19 protein-coding genes are annotated in these 18,985 nt (G+C 71.2%); 8 read left to right on the forward strand and 11 right to left on the reverse strand.

All coding sequences use genetic code 11. The features are described from left to right. Positions 1-95: 95 nt before the first annotated feature. The 3 genes from groL to FY030_RS10915 form a co-directional block, all read right to left on the reverse strand. On the reverse strand, positions 96-1,703 hold the full coding sequence (groL, locus tag FY030_RS10905; RefSeq protein WP_158061529.1) for a chaperonin GroEL: 1,608 nt from the start codon (positions 1,701-1,703) through the stop codon (positions 96-98). Positions 1,704-1,856: 153 nt separating this feature from the next. Next, positions 1,857-2,153: a co-chaperone GroES gene (gene groES, locus FY030_RS10910; protein WP_158061530.1), complete on the reverse strand. Its 297-nt coding sequence runs from the start codon at positions 2,151-2,153 to the stop codon at positions 1,857-1,859. A 210-nt stretch (positions 2,154-2,363) separates the two neighbouring features. Continuing rightward, positions 2,364-3,542: a phospholipase D-like domain-containing protein gene (locus tag FY030_RS10915; protein WP_238348239.1), complete on the reverse strand. Its 1,179-nt coding sequence runs from the start codon at positions 3,540-3,542 to the stop codon at positions 2,364-2,366. A 158-nt stretch (positions 3,543-3,700) separates the two neighbouring features. Here FY030_RS10915 and FY030_RS10920 point away from each other — a divergent pair, with 158 nt between their 5' ends. Continuing rightward, positions 3,701-4,966: a class I SAM-dependent methyltransferase gene (locus FY030_RS10920; RefSeq protein WP_158061531.1), complete on the forward strand. Its 1,266-nt coding sequence runs from the start codon at positions 3,701-3,703 to the stop codon at positions 4,964-4,966. A gap of 219 nt (positions 4,967-5,185) precedes the next feature. Here the strand turns inward: FY030_RS10920 and tsaD are convergent, their stop codons facing one another. From tsaD to FY030_RS17085, 5 genes are read right to left on the reverse strand one after another with little or no spacing between them, the layout of a single operon-like run. Continuing rightward, positions 5,186-6,235: a tRNA (adenosine(37)-N6)-threonylcarbamoyltransferase complex transferase subunit TsaD gene (gene tsaD, locus FY030_RS10925; RefSeq protein WP_158061532.1), complete on the reverse strand. Its 1,050-nt coding sequence runs from the start codon at positions 6,233-6,235 to the stop codon at positions 5,186-5,188. After that, the gene (gene rimI, locus FY030_RS10930) at positions 6,228-6,701 is read right to left on the reverse strand and encodes a ribosomal protein S18-alanine N-acetyltransferase (protein WP_158061533.1); all 474 of its coding nucleotides are present in this window, start codon (positions 6,699-6,701) and stop codon (positions 6,228-6,230) included. Before rimI ends, tsaD begins: the two co-directional genes overlap by 8 nt. A 12-nt stretch (positions 6,702-6,713) precedes the next feature. Continuing rightward, entirely contained in the window at positions 6,714-7,403 is a 690-nt protein-coding gene (gene tsaB, locus FY030_RS10935; protein WP_202879695.1) for a tRNA (adenosine(37)-N6)-threonylcarbamoyltransferase complex dimerization subunit type 1 TsaB, read from the reverse strand. 34 nt (positions 7,404-7,437) lie between these two features. Further along, entirely contained in the window at positions 7,438-8,673 is a 1,236-nt protein-coding gene (locus tag FY030_RS10940; RefSeq protein WP_158061534.1) for an HD-GYP domain-containing protein, read from the reverse strand. Beyond that, the gene (locus tag FY030_RS17085) at positions 8,670-10,043 is read right to left on the reverse strand and encodes an HD-GYP domain-containing protein (protein ID WP_158061535.1); all 1,374 of its coding nucleotides are present in this window, start codon (positions 10,041-10,043) and stop codon (positions 8,670-8,672) included. The genes FY030_RS10940 and FY030_RS17085 overlap by 4 nt, the downstream gene beginning before the upstream one ends. Before the next feature lie 350 nt (positions 10,044-10,393). Between FY030_RS17085 and FY030_RS17355 the strand changes: the two genes are divergently transcribed. Next, the gene (locus tag FY030_RS17355) at positions 10,394-10,468 is read left to right on the forward strand and encodes a 50S ribosomal protein bL37 (protein ID WP_158062787.1); all 75 of its coding nucleotides are present in this window, start codon (positions 10,394-10,396) and stop codon (positions 10,466-10,468) included. A 90-nt stretch (positions 10,469-10,558) separates the two neighbouring features. On the opposite strand, the gene rsrA is transcribed toward FY030_RS17355, so the two are convergent. Further along, positions 10,559-10,831 (reverse strand): mycothiol system anti-sigma-R factor, encoded by a 273-nt coding sequence (rsrA, locus tag FY030_RS10955; RefSeq protein ID WP_158061536.1) that lies wholly within the window; start codon positions 10,829-10,831, stop codon positions 10,559-10,561. Then, complete coding sequence (locus FY030_RS10960) at positions 10,828-11,490, reverse strand: sigma-70 family RNA polymerase sigma factor (RefSeq protein ID WP_158061537.1); 663 nt, start codon at positions 11,488-11,490, stop codon at positions 10,828-10,830. The genes rsrA and FY030_RS10960 overlap by 4 nt, the downstream gene beginning before the upstream one ends. 218 nt (positions 11,491-11,708) lie before the next feature. Between FY030_RS10960 and FY030_RS10965 the strand changes: the two genes are divergently transcribed. Genes FY030_RS10965 through FY030_RS10990 form a run of 6 tightly spaced genes read left to right on the forward strand, consistent with a single transcriptional unit; the run spans position 11,709 to position 18,070 of the window. Beyond that, entirely contained in the window at positions 11,709-12,953 is a 1,245-nt protein-coding gene (locus tag FY030_RS10965) for a pyridoxal phosphate-dependent aminotransferase (RefSeq protein WP_158061538.1), read from the forward strand. A gap of 7 nt (positions 12,954-12,960) precedes the next feature. Next, a complete protein-coding gene (locus FY030_RS10970; RefSeq protein ID WP_158061539.1) occupies positions 12,961-13,803 on the forward strand; it encodes an SOS response-associated peptidase in 843 nt (280 codons plus the stop codon). Next, positions 13,800-14,699, forward strand: a complete 900-nt coding sequence (locus FY030_RS10975) for an alpha/beta hydrolase family protein (protein ID WP_158061540.1) — start codon at positions 13,800-13,802, stop codon at positions 14,697-14,699. Before FY030_RS10970 ends, FY030_RS10975 begins: the two co-directional genes overlap by 4 nt. Beyond that, the gene (locus tag FY030_RS10980; RefSeq protein ID WP_158061541.1) at positions 14,696-16,210 is read left to right on the forward strand and encodes a 3-phosphoshikimate 1-carboxyvinyltransferase; all 1,515 of its coding nucleotides are present in this window, start codon (positions 14,696-14,698) and stop codon (positions 16,208-16,210) included. Before FY030_RS10975 ends, FY030_RS10980 begins: the two co-directional genes overlap by 4 nt. Continuing rightward, positions 16,207-17,226, forward strand: coding sequence for a ribosome small subunit-dependent GTPase A (gene rsgA / locus FY030_RS10985; protein WP_158061542.1), 1,020 nt, complete (start codon positions 16,207-16,209; stop codon positions 17,224-17,226). The genes FY030_RS10980 and rsgA overlap by 4 nt, the downstream gene beginning before the upstream one ends. 28 nt (positions 17,227-17,254) lie before the next feature. Then, positions 17,255-18,070, forward strand: coding sequence for an inositol monophosphatase family protein (locus FY030_RS10990; protein WP_158061543.1), 816 nt, complete (start codon positions 17,255-17,257; stop codon positions 18,068-18,070). Between the two features lie 3 nt (positions 18,071-18,073). Here FY030_RS10990 and FY030_RS10995 read toward each other — a convergent pair whose 3' ends face one another. Continuing rightward, complete coding sequence (locus FY030_RS10995; RefSeq protein WP_158061544.1) at positions 18,074-18,928, reverse strand: M16 family metallopeptidase; 855 nt, start codon at positions 18,926-18,928, stop codon at positions 18,074-18,076. Positions 18,929-18,985: the final 57 nt, after the last annotated feature.

The raw sequence follows: 18,985 nt of genomic DNA on the forward strand, positions 1-18,985 counted from the left end.
ATGTCCGGGGACGGCGAAGGCCCCGGCGCATGGTGCGCCGGGGCCCTCGTGCAGGTCCGGTCAGGGCCGATCAGACCCGTTCCTGCGAGCCAGGATCAGTGGCTGTGCCCGTGCCCGTGGTCGTCGTCGTCCTCTTCCGGCTTCTCCACGACCAAGGTGTCGGTGGTCAGCACCATCGAGGCGATCGAGGCGGCGTTGCGCAGCGCAGACCGGGTGACCTTGACGGGGTCGATCACCCCGGCGGCGAGCAGGTCAACGTACTCCCCGGTCGCGGCGTTCAGGCCCTGCCCGGCGGGCAGCTCGGAGACCCTGGTGGTGGCCACGTAACCCTGGAGGCCGGCGTTCTCGGCGATCCAGCGCAGCGGCTCCTGCGCGGCCTTGCGGACGATGTTGGCGCCCACGGCCTCGTCACCCTGCAGGCCCAGCTCGTCGACGGCACCGGCTGCGTGGATGAGGGCGGAGCCGCCACCGGCGACGATGCCCTCTTCGATCGCGGCCCGGGTCGCCGAGACTGCGTCCTCGATCCGGTGCTTCTTCTCCTTCAACTCGACCTCGGTGTGGGCGCCGACCTTGATCACGCACACGCCACCGGCGAGCTTAGCGATCCGCTCCTGCAGCTTCTCGCGGTCCCAGTCGGAGTCGGTGGAGGCGGCCTCGGCCTGCAGCTGGGCCACCCGGTCGGTGACGGCCTGGTGGTCGCCACCGCCCTCGACGATGGTCGTGGAGTCCTTGGTGGAGACCACGCGGCGGGCCGTGCCCAGCATGTCCAGGTCAGCGGTCTCCAGAGACAGCCCGATCTCCTCGGTGATGACCTGACCGCCGGTGAGGATGGCCATGTCCTGCATCATCGCCTTGCGGCGGTCACCGAAACCGGGGGCCTTGACGGCGACCGCGTTGAAGGTGCCGCGGATCTTGTTGACCACGAGGGTGGACAGCGCCTCGCCCTCGACGTCCTCGGCGACGATCACCAGCGGCTTGCCGGCACCGACGACCTTCTCCAGCAGCGGGAGCAGGTCGGAGACCTTGGAGATCTTGCCCTGGTGCAGCAGCACGTAGGCGTCCTCCAGGACCGACTCCATCCGCTCGGTGTCGGTCACGAAGTACGGCGAGAGGTAGCCCTTGTCGAACTGCATACCCTCGGTGAACTCCAGCTCCATCGCCGTGGTGGAGGACTCCTCCACGGTGATGACGCCGTCCTTGCCGACCTTGTCGAAGGCGTCGCCAATCAGCTCGCCGACCGTGGTGTCCTGAGCGGACAGGCTGGCGACCTGGGCGATCTCGTCCCGGCCCTCGATCTCTCGGGCGGTCTCCAGCAGCCGGTCGGACATAGCGGTCACGGCCTGGTCCATGCCGCGCTTGAGCGCGGCCGGGCCGGCGCCGGCGGCCACGTTGCGCAGGCCCTCCTTGACCATGGCCTGAGCCAGCACGGTCGCGGTGGTGGTGCCGTCACCGGCGATGTCGTTGGTCTTGGTGGCGACCTCCTTGGCCAGCTGGGCACCCAGGTTCTCGAAGGGGTCCTCCAGCTCGACCTCACGGGCGATCGTCACACCGTCGTTGGTGATGGTGGGCGCGCCCCACTTCTTGTCCAGGACGACGTTGCGGCCCTTGGGGCCCAACGTCACCTTGACCGCGTTGGCCAGGGCGTCGACGCCCCGCTCCAACGCCTTGCGGGCGTCGTCGTTGAACTGCAGCTGCTTCGCCATCGGCGCACAGCTCCTTTCGGTGGTATGTGGTCAGTCATGCGAGCGCCCCGCCTCACCGCGCCGCACGGGCGGGTGTGGCGGGGCGGCTCACGAAGAATCAGAGCTGGTCAGCCCGAGGATGGACACTCGCAAGCTCGTGTCCTCGCGGGTCTGTCAGCCAACGATGGCGAGCACGTCGCGCGCGCTCAGGATCAGATACTCGGTGCCGCTGTGCTTGACCTCGGTGCCGCCGTACTTGGAGTAGATGACGCGGTCACCGACCTTGATGTCCATGGGGACACGCTCGTCGCCGTCCTCGTTCCAGCGGCCGGGGCCAACTGCCAGGACCTCGCCCTCCTGGGGCTTCTCCTTGGCGGTGTCCGGGATGACCAGGCCGGAGGCGGTGGTCTGCTCGGCCTCGACGGCCTGGACAACGATGCGGTCCTCGAGCGGCTTGATGGAAACCGACACGGTTACCTTCCCTTTCGTGGTCCAGCCGGTGGTGTCCACCGGCCGGTGTGGTCGTGGTGCGTGCTGCCACTCCCCGCAGGCGCCCACCGCCGTCGCGGGGATCGGTTGGCGCTCGCGGCTGGCACTTGCGTGCCCTGAGTGCTAAGTCGAATCTAGGCCGCCGGTTAGCACTCGGTCAAGCCGAGTGCCAGGATCCGCGCGTCGCAGGGCTCAGAGCATGAACTGCAGCGGGCGCAGGAAGCGCTCCACGCCCTTGCGGTACCAGGCACGCTCGCGCCACTGGTCCAGCTCCACCTCGGTGCACCTCTCCAGGTCGGTGCGGAAGATCTGCTCCATCACCTCGGCCTGGTCCGGGTCGATGATCTCCAGGTTGATCTCGTAGTTGCCCTGCAGCGACAGCCGGTCGATGTTGGCGGTGCCGATGGTCGCCCACTGCCCGTCGACGGTCATCGTCTTGGCGTGCACCATGACGTCCCGGTAGTGGAACAGCCGCACCCCACCCTCGAGCAGCTCGGCGAAGTAGGAGTGGGCCACGACGTCGGCCAGGACGTGGTTCGACCGCTCGGGCAGGATGACCCGGACGTCCACCCCTCGCGTGGCCGCCGCCAGCAGCCCGTCCTTGATCTCCCTGTCGGGGATGAAGTAACCCTGGGTGATCCAGATCCGCTGGGAGGCTCGGTCGATGGCCTCCAGGTAGAGGCCCCGGACGGGGTAGATCATCCGGCTCGGCTCGTTGCGGGCCGCGTGGATGGACCCGTTCCAGCGCCACGTGCCGCTGTCGGGCAACTCCGGCCGGCGTGAGCGGGCACCGCGGTGTCGGTTCCAGAAGTCGACGAAGGAGTTCTGCAGCTCCCACACCGCCGCGCCGGTGACCCGGACGTGGGTGTCCCGCCAGCTGTCGGCGTAGAGCGAGCCAATGTTGTAACCGCCGACGAAGCCGACGCGGCCGTCCACCACCAAGATCTTGCGGTGATCGCGGCCGGTGCTCCGGATGTCGATGATCGGGACGGCCGTGCGGAGGACGGGAAAGCGCAGGACGTGGATGCCTTCGGGAAAGGTCTTGAACTCCCGGGGGACGACGAAGTTGGCGAATCCGTCGAAGACCACGCAGACCAGGACACCGCGGTCGGCCGCCCGGACGACCGCATCCTTGATGGCCTGCCCCACCCTGTCGCCCTTCCACATGTAGGAGGCGAGGTACACGAAGTCCTTGGCCTGGTCGATGGCCTCGATCATGTCGTCGTAGAGGTGCTGCCCGTAGGTGTAGGTCTTCAGCTCGATCTCCTGCACCTGTGCCGTATGCGGCTGGTGCTCCGGCACCTTGTCGTCCGCATGGTCGCGCTGCTTACGGATGGCGTCGGCGACCATGATGCCGCCAGCCAACGCCAACTGCCCCCGAGGGTGGCGCCGCCGGCGACCAGTGCGGCGCGACGCCCTCGTCGCAGGAGCCGGTGCGCAGCGCGCGAGAGCAGAGCCATACCCCCAATCTATCCGCGACCGCGCCACTGCCGGCCCCCGCCCCTTCTGGGGCAGGGACAATGACGGGCATGGACCGCCCGGACGCCGACCTGCTGGCGCGCCTCACCGAGGGCGAGGGCGCCCAGCTGCTCGCCTCGCTGCCGCCCTACGCCGAGGCGAGCACCCTGGCCCTGGGCACCCGCCTGCGGACCGAGGGCCACGACCCTGCGTTGGTGGCCGCGGCATTGACGCAGTCGCGGCTGCGGGCCGCGGCGCGCGTCCGGCTCGGCCCGCTGGCCGAGCAGCTGCTGTTGACTCAGGACGGCCTGGAGCAGGCGACCCGGCCGCCAGTCGCCGCGCGCCGAGCGTTGCGCCTGCGCCAGGCCGGTCTCGAGCACGTCTGGGACCTGGGCTGCGGGCTCGGCTTGGACGCCCGCGGCCTGGCCGAGGCTGGCCTGCGAGTGACGGCGGTCGAGAGCGACCCTGCGGTGGCGGTCGCGGCCCGTGCCAACCTCGCGGACCTGGATGTGGCCGAGGTCTGGCTAGGGGACGCCACGGAGGCACCTGTCGGTCCGCACGACGGTGCGTTCCTGGATCCAGCGCGCCGCACCCCCGGCGTGGCCGACGTGCGGGGCCGGACCCGACGGGTGTTCCGGCTGGAGGAGCTGTCGCCCTCCTGGGCCGTGGTCCAGCAGGTGGCTGCGACCGCCGCCGCCACCGGCGCCAAGCTCTCCCCCGGTTTCCCGCACGCCCATCTCCCGTCCGGCACCGAAGCCGAGTGGGTCTCCGTCGACGGCAGCGTGGTGGAGTGCGCCCTCTGGTGGCGGGCGGCGGTCCGCAGCCCCGGCCGAAAGGCAGTGATCGGTGCGACGGACACGCATGGCGGCGTGCGGTGGACCGAGGTCGGCGCCGCGGACAGCGAAGCGGAGCCCCTCAGCGGGCTCGCGGATCTGGGGCCGTTCCTCGTCGAGCCGGACCGCGCGGTGCTGGCTGCCGGCCGCATCGACGCCCTGACCGCTCGGACAGAGGGCCAGGAGCTTGACCCAGGCACGGGCTACGTCAGTGCGCCGACGGTCACTGCCCTGCCCTGGGCGCGCTGGTATGCCGTGCGCGAGGCACTCCCCCTGCACGCCAAGACGGTGAGGGGCTGGCTGCGGGAGCGGGGGGTCGGTCGGGTGACGATCAAGAAGCGGGGCGTACCCACCGACCCTGACCAGTTTCGTGCCGACCTGCGGCTGCGCCCGGGGCGGGACGCCACCGAGGCGGTGCTGGTGCTGACCAGGGTGGCTGGGACGCCCGTCGCCGTGGTGGTGGAGCCTGTGGTGGGCGCCTCGGCGAGGATCATCTCAACCTGACCGCAGCCGGCTTCATCAGCTGACGCTGGACGCGGTGGCCCCCATCTGCGCGACATGTGGAGGGTCGCGTCACCCGCCCCCCAGCCAGAGCCCCTGGCAAGCCATCCAAGACCGCCGCTACGACGACGGCCCACCCCCCCTTCTGACGCAGGGACAGGGGTCCACCCGCCAGTCAGATGACGCCGGCAGGGCCGACGACCGGCCGGCCGGGGCCTTGAGTCAGACCTGGACCAACTCGATGGATTGGGAGGAGTCGGCGGGCAGGTCCAATCTGGAGGCAGTCCGTCCGCGCATCACCATCTCGGCGCCTAACGCCGCGATCATCGCCCCGTTGTCGGTGCACAGAGCGGGTCGCGGCACCCTCAACCGGATCCCCGCCGCCGCGCAGCGCTCCTCGGCGAGTGTCCGCAACCGGCTATTCGCCGCGACCCCGCCCCCGATGAGCAGGTCTTCGACCCCGTGCTCCCGGCAGGCCGCGACGGCCTTGCGAGTCAGCACGTCCGCCACCGCCTCTTGGAAGCTGGCAGCGACGTCGGCCACGGGGACCGGCTCACCCGCAGCCTCGCGCTGCTGGACCCACCGAGCCACGGAGGTCTTCAGACCCGAGAAGGAGTAGTCGAACCGATGCCGTTCCACGTCCCGCCCGGAGGTGAGCCCGCGGGGGAAGGCGATGGCCCGAGGATCCCCGTCGGTGGCGACCCGGTCAATGTGCGGCCCCCCCGGGTAAGGCAGCTGCAGGACCCGGGCGACCTTGTCGAACGCCTCCCCCGCAGCGTCGTCCAGGGTGGAGCCCAAGGACTCCACGTCCTGCGTGATGTCCCGGACCATGAGCAGGTTCGAGTGGCCGCCGCTGACGAGCAGGGCGATCAGCGGCTCCGGCAAGGGCCCGTGCTCAAGGACGTCCACCGCCACGTGACCAGCGAGATGGTTGACGCCATAGAGCGGCCTGTTCAGGGCGAGCGCAAGAGCCTTGGCTGCCGCCACACCGACCACGAGAGCGCTGGCCAGCCCGGGGCCGGCCGTCACCGCGATGGCGTCAACGTCTGTGAGCCTGACGCGGGCCTCCTCACAGGCGCGCTGGAGGGTGGGGACCATAGCCTCCAGGTGGGCGCGGCTGGCCACCTCTGGCACGACCCCGCCGAAGCGCGCATGCTCGTCGACGCTGCTGGCGACTGCGTTGGTCAGCAGGGTGCGGCCGCGCACGATGCCCACTCCCGTCTCGTCGCAGCTGGTCTCCACACCCAGCACCAGAGGTCCGTGCTCAGCCATTCTCGTCCAGCTCCTTGCGCATGATCAGGGCGTCCCGGGCCGGGCCGCCCGCGGGGTCGCCGTAGTAGCCCCGCCGGGTGCGGAGCACCTCATAACCGTGGGCGCCGTAGAGCCCTACCGCGGGTTCGTTGTCGGCGCGGACCTCCAGCATCACCGCACGGGAGCCAGCGTCACGGGCCAGGCCGTGCAGACCGGCCAGCAGCGCGGCGCCCAGACCCCGGCCCCTGGCTCGAGGGTCAACGGCAACCGTCATCACGTCCGCCACGTCACCGGCTAGGTCGAGGCCGGCATAGCCCACCAGACTCGAGCCTCCAACGCCATCGTCGGCCACGAGGTAGGCGCGGCGCGGGCGCATGGCGAGCTCGGCCCACATGGTGGCCTCGCTCCAGGCGTCGTCGGGGAAGATCTCGCGCTCGAGCGCGGCCATCATGGCCAGGTCGCGCCAGTCCGCCTCCCGCAGCTGCATGGCTTCCACTGCTTACCCTTCGCCGGACGTCGGCATGCCAGCGGGCGCGACGGCGTCGGGGCGGCGCAGGTAGAGCGGCTCGGGCGGGAGCAGCGCTGCGTCCTCGTCGGGATGGGCGCCGGCACGCAGCCTGACGGCAAGGTCCGCGAGCTCTCCGGGATCGACGTCGCGGGGGCCGTCGGGAAGCAGGTGGGGCAGGGCGTCTGGATACAGAAGGGCGCCACGGCCGACGACAGGAAGCTCGCGGACCTCGCGGGGCAGGTCTGCGGCGCGGGCGACGCCGGGGCCAGCCACCCGCGTGGCCCGGCCTTGGTCCACGCGGTAGCGGGCCCAGTAGACCTCCTTGCGACGGGCGTCAGTCGCGACGAGCAGCTCGCCCTGGTGCCGGTCCCGGACGGCATGCGCCAAGGCATCGAGGGAGCAGATGCCTTGCGGTGCAGGGAGGCCCAGGGCGTGCGCCAGGACCTGGGCGGTCACCACCCCCACGCGGAGGCCAGTGAACGGCCCGGGCCCGACGCCGCAGACGACCGCCGTGAGCTGGTCGCGGTGCAGCCCGGCCTGCCGCAACGCCTCCTCGATCGCCGGGGTGAGCAGCTCGGCGTGCTTGCGGGCGTCCTCCCGAACGACGCGGGCGCGCACGTCCCGGCCGTCGTGGACGGCGGCCCCGATGGCGTGGGTGGCGGTGTCGATGGCGAGCAGCACCCGCACAGGCTAACGCCGGGCCCTGGGGAGACCCTCAGTCGCGCAACTGCTCCGCCTGCCGTTGGCTGATGACACCTCGCCTCTCCAGGTGACGGATCAGGGCAAGCACCACCTGCGGGTCGTAGTCGTGCGGCGCGTTGCGCATGAGCCGGTCCAGCGCCGGCACCGGGTCTACGGCACCGGTCAACGGGGTGCGGTGACCGGTCAGGTCGTCGTAGGCAGAGACCACCCGGATGACGCGAGAAGGGAGCGCCACGTCACCCCGCTCCAGGGCCCGGTAGTGCGGGACACCGGCGTCCGCGACCCAAGCCGACAACGAGGAGAGCTGGGCGGTCCGGGCCAGGATCGCCGCACCGGCGGCCGCAACCCCCCGCTGGTCCCGGCGCGAGATCTCGATCGTCGCACCCCCCGGGATCCGGGAGGTCAGGGCCACCTGGCCAAGGTCGTGCAGCAGCGCTGCCGCCTCCACGTCGCGCAGATCCTCCTCGCCGACACCCACATCGCGCGCCACGGGCACGGCGAGCGCGGCCACCCGCTCGCCATGACCGGGTGCAGTGAGACCGGCTTGGTCGGTGAGGCGGGCCAGCGCCCCCACGGTCTGCGCCTGGGCCGCCCTGATCTCCCGTTGCTGACCGACGGCAAACTGCAAGACGACGAGCGGGACAAGGAAGAGCACCAGGCTGGCAGGGCCGAGGACGGGCAGCGCCATAGTCATGACGGCGGCGGTGGTGGCGGTGGCCAGGGTCAGGGGCCCGTGCCGGCCGAGGTCCTCGGCAAGCTGCCGCCGCATAGAGGTGTGGCCGGTAAGGCTGCGTCGGGCGGCGGCCGCCAGGAGAGGAAGGACGAGCGCAGCGATAGCGACCAGAAGGAGGGCGGTCGCCACGAGGACAGCCCCACCCTCGACACCCGGTTTACCCTCATCCTGCGCAACCGCCTGGAGCAGGGAGATCCCGCTCGGGGCTGGGATGCGCGCCAGGACGCCGGCGACGAGGGTGGCAACCAGGAGCTTGGCCAGGTGTGTCAGCAGGGGTCGCTGTCTGCGCGCCACCGCCGCCAGCAGCACCGCCGCAACCACGAGCAACGCGGGGCCCAGGAGTCCGCTGAGTCCGTCCGGATGCTCTCGCGGCATAGGCCATGCGGCCGACATGGCCAGCGCCACGGCGGCGGCGTGGGTGAGGGGCGACTCACGCAAGGTGTCCGACGGGGAGATCCGCCAGGCCTCGCCCACCACCATGACCAGCAGGCCGACGAGCGCCAGGGTCAAGGTCACAGCGGTCGTCCGATGCTCTCGGGCTGCCACTGTGCGAAGGCGTCGCTGATCAGCGGGTGGTCATGGTCGGGCAGAGCGCGTGCCGGGGCATCGGGTGCTGGCTGCGTCGGCTCCGGCACCGGGAGCCCTCGAGGACGGTTGGCCAGGGCGCACAAAGCCTCCACCACAACCGGGTCCAGCTGCGTCCCTGCCCGTCCCTCCAGCTCGACCAGTGCCTCCTGGGCCGTGAGCCGCGCCCCCTCGGGCGCCACCGTCAGTGCGTCGAAGGCGTCGGCAACGGCAATGACACGGGCGGCCTGGGGGATGTCCTCCCCCGCCAGCCCTGCCGGGTAACCACGCCCGTCCCACCGCTCGTGATGGTGGGCTATGCCGGGCGCCGCCTCGGCGAGAAAGTCCAGGCCGCGTAGGACCTCGACCCCGGCATCGGCGTGGGTGCTGAGCGCCGTGAGATAGCTGGCCTCGTCGATGTCGTCCGGCTCCCATGACCGGGCCGCGACCAGACCGATGTCATGCAGCAGGGCGGCGTAACGCAGCGCCTCGGCCGCCTTGCCGTGGATCCCTATTACTCCACCGAGCGCCTCCGCGAGGGTGGCGACCCGGGCGCTGTGCCCGGCGGTGGAGGCATCGGACTGCTCCAGCGCCGCCACGAAGGTGGCGACCGTCTCCTGATGCTCACGCCGCGCGAGGGCCTCTCGGCCGATGGCCCAGTGCGCGATAAAGAGTGGACCGAGGACGAAGACCGCAGCGACTGTCTCTAGCCGCGCGGGTCCCCACAGGACGACGAACAGAAAGCCGATCACGACGTGGGTGAGATAACCCCAGCCCACGCCTTGCAAGGCCCGCCAGGCGAAGTCCAGCACCCGCGTCCCCCTCATCAATGCGGACATGACGCCCAGTGCCAACACATTGGTGAGGGTCATCACGGCGTAAGCCACCAGGAGAGGCACCCCGACCTGCGTCAGGAGCGCCGGCCCCCTCAGGTCAGCAGCCTGCGCCCCGACAGCGCCACCCAGAGCCACATAAGTCAGCCCGCCGACGCCCCCGACTGCCGCCGTCATGGCCGCGTTGAACAGCCAGGCCCGCCAGTCACGTTGCCGATAGTCCGCTATAAAGGACACCAGGCCGACCAAGGCGGCCCCGTGCGGGCCGGCAAGAGGGATCGCGGCGGCGAGCACCACCATGCCCAGCGAAACGCCAAGGTGCGGCCCCAGGGCCCGCTCCCGTAGGACCACTCCCAGGATTCCCAGCAGGCCCAGCGGGACTAGCACCCGCACCTCGACCTGGTCCGTGGCCCCTACCCAGAGCCAGCCCCACCAGCCGGCAGCAAAGGCGATGGTCGCCAGCGCGAAGATCAGTATGACGACAGACAAGGCAGGGGGGCGTGAACCTATTCGGTTCACGCCCCCCTCCTGCGCCTTAGAGGTCATGCCTCCCAGGTGATGATGTCAATGACGCTGGACAGGGTGTCGAGGACACCGGTGGAGAAGAGGTCGGCAAGCAACTGGAACACGATAGGGTCCTCTCGTTCGGTTGCTCCACAGGGATGGAGCGGTGCCGACGGCCCGTGTGTCGACACCTTGCACTAAGAGTGTCATAAGTCACGCCCGTTGGGCATCTTTGCAGGTCGCCCGTGGACAAGTCTTTACCGATTGTGTGGCGTAGATCACACTTCCCGGGGTGTGTGACAATAGAGAAGTTGTCCACACCCGGAGGAGGGACCATGAGCAAGCGTGGCCGCAAGCGTCGTGCACGCAAGAAGAGCGGTGCCAACCACGGTCGTCGCCCCAACGCCTGACCGACTGGCGCAGCAGATTGGCTCAGGGCCGACCGGATCCGGTCGGCCCTGAGCCATTCGTGTCGAGGCTGTTGCTGTTGCTGGCGCCGGTCAGCCGTCGGTGCGGTGCACGATGGTGATCCGGGTCAAGATCTGGGCGCGCAGCTCGGCGGGAGCGGACTGCCTGGCGCAGGCCCGGCGCACCAGAGCCTTGAGCAGCAGGTCCATCTCGTACTCGGCCAGGCAGGCGCTGCACTCGTCGAGGTGAGCCTGTATCCGGTGACGGTCCAGCGGCTCGGTCTCGTCGTCGACGAACTCGAACAGGCGCAGGACCACGTCGGCGCAGGGCGTGCCCTCTGGGCTGTGCTCCGGGTGGGTGCTCATGACTGCACCGCCTCGGCCTTGACGAAGCCGCGCTCGACGGCGTAGTCGGTGAGCAGCTCGCGCAACTGCTTGCGACCCCGGTGCAGGCGGGACATCACCGTCCCGATCGGGGTGTCCATGATCTCCGCGATCTCTTTGTAGGCGAAGCCCTCCACGTCGGCAAGGTAGACGGCCAGACGGAAGTCCTCGCCGATGGAGGCCAGGGCGCGGGTCACGTCGCTGTCTGGCAGGTGGTCCAGCGCCTCGGTCTCCGCGGAGCGCAGCCCCTTGGAACTGTGGGACGCAGCGCGGGCCAGCTGGTAGTCCTCGATCTCCGCCGCGTCCGACTCCAGCGGCTGGCGCTGCTTCTTGCGGTAGGAGTTGATGTAGGTGTTGGTCAGGATGCGATACATCCAGGCCTTGAGGTTGGTGCCAGGCCGGTACTGATGGAAGGCGGCGAACGCCTTCGCGTAGGTCTCTTGGACCAGATCCTCGGCGTCGGTGGGGTTGCGCGTCGTGCGCAGGGCGGCGCTGTACATCTGGTCCAGCAGCGGCATGGCTTCGCGCTCGAACCGGGCTGCGCGGTCCTGCGGTGTCTCGGTCGCGACGTCGACCGTGGAGTCCGCCTCTGCCTGAGCCAGGGCGTCCAGGTCCTCGAGCGTCGGGTCTTCGCTAGTCATCGTCGTCCAGCCTAGCCCGTGATGCTCTGCGACGGCGCTGGCGCCGGCACGCTCGCCGGGGGTGACAGAGGTGATGAGCACTCGGCCTCCTCAGAAGGGATATCGGACATCCGGGGCAACGCACCGGTCACGGCAGGGCATTCCCGCCCGGCTGCTCCGCCCGGCGTGTCCCGACCACCCCACGGGGTTCTTCAGCAGGCCGGTGGGACGATAAGGGGGTGAGCGACCGCACCCGAACCGTCCCTCTGCGCCCGCTGACCCAGCCGGTCAGGCTGCAGAACGTCCTCTACGAGATCCGCGGGCCCGTGGCGGCCCGCGCCGCGCAGCTGGAGGCGGAGGGACACCGCATCCTCAAGCTCAACATCGGCAACCCCGCGACGTTCGGCTTCGAGGCCCCGGACACGATCCTGCACGACATGATCGCCGCCCTGCCCATGGCACAGGGCTACTCCGAGTCCAAGGGGATCCTCTCGGCACGGCGCGCAGTGGTGTCCCGCTACCAGGACGAACCGGGTTTCCCCGAGTTAGACGTGGATTCCGTCTACCTGGGCAACGGCGTCTCCGAGCTGATCATGATGACCCTCCAAGCCCTGCTCGACCCCGGTGACGAGGTGCTCGTGCCGGCCCCGGACTACCCACTGTGGACGGCCGCGACCAGCCTGAGCGGGGGAACCCCCGTGCACTACCTGTGCGACGAGACCGACGAGTGGAACCCCTCCGTGGAGGACATCCGCAGCAAGATCACCCCGCGCACCAAGGCCCTTGTGGTGATCAACCCGAACAACCCCACCGGCGCCGTGTACTCCCGGGAGGTGCTGGAGCAGCTGGTCGAGCTGGCCCGCGAGCACTCCCTGCTGCTCATGGCCGACGAGATCTACGACCGGATCCTCTACGACGACGCACGGCACCACTCCCTCGCGACGCTGGCCCCGGACCTGCTGTGCCTCACCTTCAACGGGCTGTCCAAGACCTACCGGGTGGCGGGTTACCGCGCAGGCTGGGTCGCCATCACCGGCCCTCGCACCCACGCCCGTGGCTTCCTCGAGGGCATCGAGCTGCTCGCCTCCACCCGCCTGTGCCCCAATGTGCCCGCCCAGCACGCGATCCAGGTCGCGGTCTCCGGGCACCAGAGCATCGAGGCCCTGCTCGCTCCCGGCGGGCGGCTGCTCGAGCAGCGCGACATGGCCTGGTCGATGCTCAACGCGATGGCGGGGGTCAGCTGCGTCAAGCCGCAGGGGGCCCTTTACGCCTTTCCCCGCCTCGACCCGGAGGTGCACCAGATCCACGACGACCTCCGGCTCTGCCTGGACCTGCTTGAGCAGGAGAAGATTCTTGTCGTGCACGGCACGGGCTTCAACTGGCCGACCCCGGACCACCTGCGGCTGGTGATCCTGCCCTGGGCCACCGACCTCCGGGCGGCCCTGGACCGCCTGGGCAACTTCCTCTCCTCCTACCGACAGTGAGCGGCTGATGTGTGGCCGGTATGCAGCCAGCGCCCACCCTGACGAGCTGGTCGAGTTCTACGAGGTCGAGGTGGACGCGACGGACGAGCGCTCCGGCAGCGTGCTCAAAAGCCCTCAGGACCCACCTGCCGGGGAGCCGGACTACAACATGGCGCCCAGCAAGCAGGCGCCGATCGTGCTCACCCGGGTGCCGCGGGGTGAGGGGGACGGCATACCCGTCCGGCAGTTGCGGCTGCTCACCTGGGGCCTGGTGCCGTCCTGGGCCAAGGGCCCTTCCGTGGGCGCCCGGATGACCAACGCCCGCGTCGAGACCGTGCTGGAGAAGCCCGCGTACGCCAAGGCGGCCGCCGCGCGACGGTGCCTGGTGCCGATCACGGGTTGGTACGAGTGGCAGGCCAGCCCGGTGGCCACGACTCGAGCAGGCAAACCGCGCAAACAGCCCTTCTTCATCACCCGCAGCGACGGAGCGCCGCTGGCACTCGCAGGGCTGTACGAGTTCTGGAAGGACCCGGCTGCCCCGACGGAGGACCCGCTGTCCTGGATCGTCTCCTACACCGTGCTCACCCGGGCGGCCGAGCCCGGGCTGGACCGCATTCACGACCGTCAGCCGCTCGTGCTGGAACCCGACGCGTGGACGGACTGGCTGGACCCGGGACTGACCTCCTCGGACCGGGTGCAGGACCTGCTCGGGGCGGCGACCGACCACGGGCCCGGCCGGTTCGAGGCATGGCCTATCGGGCAGGCCGTCGGAAGCACCCGCAACAACGGCCCACAGCTGCTGGAGCCCGTACCGACAGAGGAGCTGGAGGGGGTCGTGGACCCGGTGACCGGCGAGGTGATCGGCGGATGACAGAGGCGTCGGAGGCGCGCGAGGGGACAGAGGCGTCGGAGGCGCGCAAGGGGACAGAGGCGTCGGCGCAGGCGGAGGGACGGGCGCAGGCGAGTTCGGCACCAACGGAGGTGGCCGCGCAGTCCATCCCCACCAGCCAGGGACCGGCTGCGGTCCGCGTCTTCCCCGCCCTCGCCGGACCGGCGCGGGGCACCGTGCTGGTCGGGCACGGTGCCGGGGGGCAGCGGGACGCGGCCGACGTCCTGGCGCTGCTGGAGCTGACCGTCGCAGGGTGGACGGTAGTGCTCGTCGACCAGCCCTGGCGGGTCGCGGGCCGCAAGGTGGCCACCGCCCCGCCCACCCTCGATCGGGCCTGGTCGGAGGTGGTGGCCGTGCTCGCCGAGGGCGGACAGGCCCCGGACGGCACCCCTCTGCCCCGGCCGTGGGTGTATGCCGGACGCAGCGCGGGCGCACGCGTGGCCTGCCGCACCAGCGTGGACGGACCGGCGCAGCCGCCGAGGGCGGTGGTCACCCTGGCCTTCCCCCTGCACCCGCCCGGCAAGCCCGAACGCAGCCGGGTCGAAGAGCTGGCCACCCCCCTGCGTGCCGGCATCCCTACCCTCATCGTCCAGGGCAGAGCGGATCCGATGGGGACCCCATCCCAGATCCGCCAGGCGGTCGGTGACCCGCTGCCCGAAGCACTGACCCTTCACGAGGTGCCCGGCAACCACTCCCCCACGCGCCACCTGACCGCCCTGAGGGAGCACGTCTGCACCTTCTTAGACGCCAACGTCCCCCCGAGCGAGTCGCCTCAGGGTGGCCCCAAGGAAGACAACCCCGGCGAGCACCTCGCCCCACAGGCCCCGGTTGTTAGCGTGGGCGGCACCCCGCACCGCACAGGAGCCCCGACGTCATGACCGCGCCGACGCCCGACGTCGCACCACCGACCTGGGCGGCGCCCTGCGCGGCCGGCCCGGTCGACGGGCAGGTGCGTGTCCCGGGGAGCAAGTCGCTGACCAACCGCTGGCTCGTCCTCGCGGCGCTCGCCGACGGGCCGTGCACCCTGCACCACCCCCTGCGTTCGAGCGACACCGAGCACATGGTGGGGGCGTTGCGCATCCTCGGGGTGCGGATCGACACTTCCGAGGACGACCGCTGGGTGGTCGAGCCACCCCTGGAGAGGAGCTTCACCTCCGGGGTCGAGGTCGACTGCGGTCAGGCCGGCACGGTGATGCGGTTCGTGCCCCCGCTCGCCGCGCTGGCCGACGGGCCGGTCCGGTTCGTCGGTCACCACTCCGCCCTGGCCCGACCCGTGGGCCCCGTCCTGGACGGGCTGCGCGCCCTCGGCGTGGCGGTCGACGACGAAGGACGAGGCACCCTGCCGTTCACCGTCCGCGGCATCGGGCGCGGTCGTCCTGCGGGGTCGGCACAGCCTCTGGAGCCAGGACGGCCGACTGTCCCGGATGCGGGGGCCGACTCCGGTCTGGTCCCACCTGCTCTCCCGCGCGTGCGGATCGACGCCTCGGCCAGCTCGCAGTTCGTCTCCGCCCTGCTCCTGGCCGGCAGCGCATACCCTGCGGGGCTGCACCTGGAGCACACCGGCTCCGTGCTGCCCAGCCTGCCGCACGTGCAGATGACCCTCGAGGTGCTCGACCGGGTCGGGGTCGTCGTGGACCGCCCCACCCCCACCAGCTGGCGAGTGCATCCCGGGCCGGTGCGAGCCTTCGAGATCGAGGTTGAGCCTGATCTGTCCTCGGCCGCCCCGTTCCTGGCGCTGGCGGCAGTGACCGGTGGGCGGATGTGCGTCCCGGGCTGGCCCTCTGCAACCAGCCAGCCCGGTGAGCGGATGAGAGAGGTGCTCGAGGCCATGGGCGCCCGCACCGAGCTGGCCGTCGGCACGCTCACCGTCCACGGCGCACCGGGCGGGCGGCTCCGCGGCGTCGACCTCGACCTGGGCGAGGTCGGTGAGCTGACCCCAGTGGTCTCCGCGCTGGCCGTCGTGGCGCACGGGCCGAGTCGGTTGCGGGGCGTCGGACACCTGCGCGGTCACGAGACGGACCGGTTAACCGCACTGGCCACCGAGATCACCCGCCTGGGCGCGGGGGCCCGGGAGACGCCGGACGGGCTGGAGATCGAGCCAGCGCCGCTGCGTCCGGCCCGGCTGCGGACCTACCACGACCATCGGATGGCGATGTTCGCTGCCGTCGTCGGGGCAGTGGCCCCGGGCGTTCTGGTGGAGGACGTCGCCACCGTGGGCAAGACCTACCCCGGCTTCGACCGGGTCTGGAGCACGGTGGTCGCAAGCGCGGAAGGCGGGGTTCCTTCCATCGCGAGCGCCGCAGGCGACGGCGTCTCCATCAACAGCCCCTCGGATGGCCGCTCGAAGGGCCCTGCCCACACCGAGCTGCAGCGCGAGGAGGAGCGGTGAGCGGACGCTACGACCATCTCGACGAGTCCTCGGTGCGCACCCGTCCCTCGCGCAAGGGCAACCGCCCCCGGACCAAGGACCGACCTGCGCACGAGGACGCGGTGGTGGGGGTGGTCGTCGGCGTGGACCGCGGCCGGTACACCACGCGCATCGAGGACCGCACGATCGTCGCGATGCGCGCCCGCGACCTGGGCCGGTCCCGCATCGTCGTGGGTGACCGCGTGGCGATGGTCGGGGACACCTCGGGCGAGCCGGACACCCTTGCCCGGATCGTGCGCGTCGAGGACCGGGACACCGTGCTGCGCCGCAGCGCTGACGACTCCGACACGGTGGAGCGGGTGATCGTCGCCAACGCCGACCAGCTGGTCGTCGTCACCGCCCTGGCCGACCCGGAGCCACGGGAGCGGATGGTCGATCGGTGCCTGGTGGCTGCCTACGACGCCGGGTTGGAGCCGCTGCTGGTGCTGACCAAGGCCGACCTCGCCGACCCGGAGAACTTTCTTCGTCACTACAAGGCCCTGGACGTGCCGTCGCTGGTGACCCGGGGCGCCCCGGACGGGCAACTGGAGGCAGGATCGGTCGAGGCCGTTCGCGCACGACTGACCGGACGCACCAGCGTGCTGGTCGGCCATTCCGGCGTGGGCAAGTCCACGCTCGTCAATGCGCTGGTGCCGGAGGCACACCGCGCCATCGGAGTGGTGAACGCGGTGACGGGCCGTGGTCGGCATACCTCCACCTCAGCCGTTGCCCTAGAGCTTCCGGAGGGCGGCTGGGTGGTGGACACGCCCGGTGTCCGCTCCTTCGGGCTGGGGCACGTCGACCCGGCCAGCTTCATCGAGCACTTCGAGGATCTTGCCCCCGGCACCGACGGGTGTCCGCGAGGTTGCAGCCACGACGAGCCTCATTGTGCCTTGGACGAGTGGGTGGCCCAGGGACACGCGGGGCCCTCCGGCCCGGCCCGGCTGGAGTCGCTGCGTCGCCTGCTGCGCAGCCGCACCGGTGAGGATCGCGGCTGAGGCGGGAGCGCCGGGCTACCGTGGGCGGGTGAACGGCTACGACGACGACCTCCGCCTCACCCACGTCCTCGCGGACGCGATCGAGCGCACCGCACTGGATCTCTTCGGCTCTGCGGACCTGGAGGTGCAGGCCGGACCAGAGGGCAGCCTCGTCACCCCGGCCACGGCCCGGCTGGAGGAGCTGGTCCGGCACCACCTGCAGCGCACGCGTCCGCGGGACCGGGTCGAGGGCCGCTGGCTGCCGCCCACCGGCCAGGGGGATCGCTGCTGGACCATCGATGTCGTGGACGGGGTGGCGAACTACGTGCGGGGAGTGCCCGTCTGGGCCACCCTGATCTCACTGGTGGTCGAGGATCGCCCCGTCCTCGGCCTCGTGGCGGCACCGTCCCTGGCCCGCCGCTGGTGGGCGGGGACGAGCACAGGTGCCTGGACTGGCCGCGCCCTGTCCCGCGCCCGGCAGGTGCAGGTCTCGGACGTGTCGGTCCTGGATCACGGCTCGGTCTCCGCCGACGACGTCGCCACCTGGACACGGGGACCCCACGGGGCCGGCTTCGGCCATCTGGCGGACCGGGCCTGGCGGACCCGCGCCTTCGGCGACTTCTGGAGCCACACCCTGGTGGCCGAGGGTGCCACCGACCTCGGCCTGACCGCCCGCGCCGACCTGCTCCAGCTGGCCGCCCTGCTGCCGTTGGTGCAGGAGGCCGGTGGCCGGGTCACCGACCCCTTCGGCGCCCCGGTCGAGCTACCGCAGCTCGGCGGCGGACTCCCGGTGGTGAGCAGCAACGGCCACCTCCACGACGAGGTCGTCCAGCTGCTCGGTGCCCTCCCCGACGCCGCCGGCTGAGCGTCAGCCTGGTTCGTCGCCGGGGCCGGAGCCGGTGCGCACCGGGCCCAGGCCTAGGTCGGCCAGGCGCTGGACCTGGTCGGGGTCGCCGACGGCGATGACGGTCCAGTCCGGCCCGAGCCGCACCTCGTCCCACGCCGCACCGGCCTGTTCCACCGTCAGCGCATGCAACTGGTCCATGGTCCGGGTGACCGTGTCCGTCGGCAGGTCGTCGGAGACCAGGGACATCAGCTCGTCTGCCACGGCGTCGGCGGTGAGGTAACGACCCGGGGCGGTCATCGCGACGAAGTTGGCTGCCTGCTCGACCTCCTCCTGCCCGAGCTCCTCCCCCGTGAGGTCCAGGATCTGGAGCAGCTCGGTCAGGGCGGCCACCGTCGCATCGGAGCGGACGGCACCCCCGACCACGGTGAGGCCTCCTTGGGCGCGTGGCCGGAAACCCGCCCGGACCCCGTAGGTGTAGCCCTTCTCCTCCCGCAGGACCCGGTCGATCCGGGCATGGGGCGAGCCGCCCAGGAGCAGGCCCAGCGCTTGGTAGGTGCCCCACCCATGGGGGGTGCGCCGGTCGGGGCCGGGGCGGCCCAGGAAGAGCTCAGTCTGGGCCAGGCCTGGACGGGGCACGAGGACCAGGCCGGCCGCGTCTGTCGACCGTCGCGCCCGACCCGGCGGGCCTGGCGGCACGGCGGCCCCGGACCATCCGCCCAGGGTCCGGGCGATGCTGCCCTCTGGATCTGCCAGGCTGGACAGGTCGCCGGCCAGGATGACGCAGCCCCCCTGCGCGGACAGGGTGGTATGCCGCTCGATGAGGTGCTCGGGGTCAGCGCCCGCACCGACGCCCGGGTGCCGCCGAGGGGGCGGCACGGCCGGTCGCGCTCGTCGTAGTAGACGGCCATGAACTCCCGTGCCGCCCTGGCGCCC

The sequence above is a fragment of the Ornithinimicrobium pratense genome (assembly GCF_008843165.1).
GTDB lineage: Bacteria > Actinomycetota > Actinomycetes > Actinomycetales > Dermatophilaceae > Ornithinicoccus > Ornithinicoccus pratensis.

Coding starts and splice junctions, on each gene's coding strand:
- FY030_RS10920 (WP_158061531.1), top strand. CDS start 3,701: ATGGACCGCCCGGACGCCGACCTGCTGGCGCGCCTCACCGAGGGCGAG.
- groL (WP_158061529.1), bottom strand. CDS start 1,703: ATGGCGAAGCAGCTGCAGTTCAACGACGACGCCCGCAAGGCGTTGGAG.
- FY030_RS10960 (WP_158061537.1), bottom strand. CDS start 11,490: ATGACTAGCGAAGACCCGACGCTCGAGGACCTGGACGCCCTGGCTCAG.
- FY030_RS10970 (WP_158061539.1), top strand. CDS start 12,961: ATGTGTGGCCGGTATGCAGCCAGCGCCCACCCTGACGAGCTGGTCGAG.
- FY030_RS10975 (WP_158061540.1), top strand. CDS start 13,800: ATGACAGAGGCGTCGGAGGCGCGCGAGGGGACAGAGGCGTCGGAGGCG.
- tsaD (WP_158061532.1), bottom strand. CDS start 6,235: ATGGCTGAGCACGGACCTCTGGTGCTGGGTGTGGAGACCAGCTGCGAC.
- rimI (WP_158061533.1), bottom strand. CDS start 6,701: ATGCAGCTGCGGGAGGCGGACTGGCGCGACCTGGCCATGATGGCCGCG.
- rsrA (WP_158061536.1), bottom strand. CDS start 10,831: ATGAGCACCCACCCGGAGCACAGCCCAGAGGGCACGCCCTGCGCCGAC.
- FY030_RS10980 (WP_158061541.1), top strand. CDS start 14,696: ATGACCGCGCCGACGCCCGACGTCGCACCACCGACCTGGGCGGCGCCC.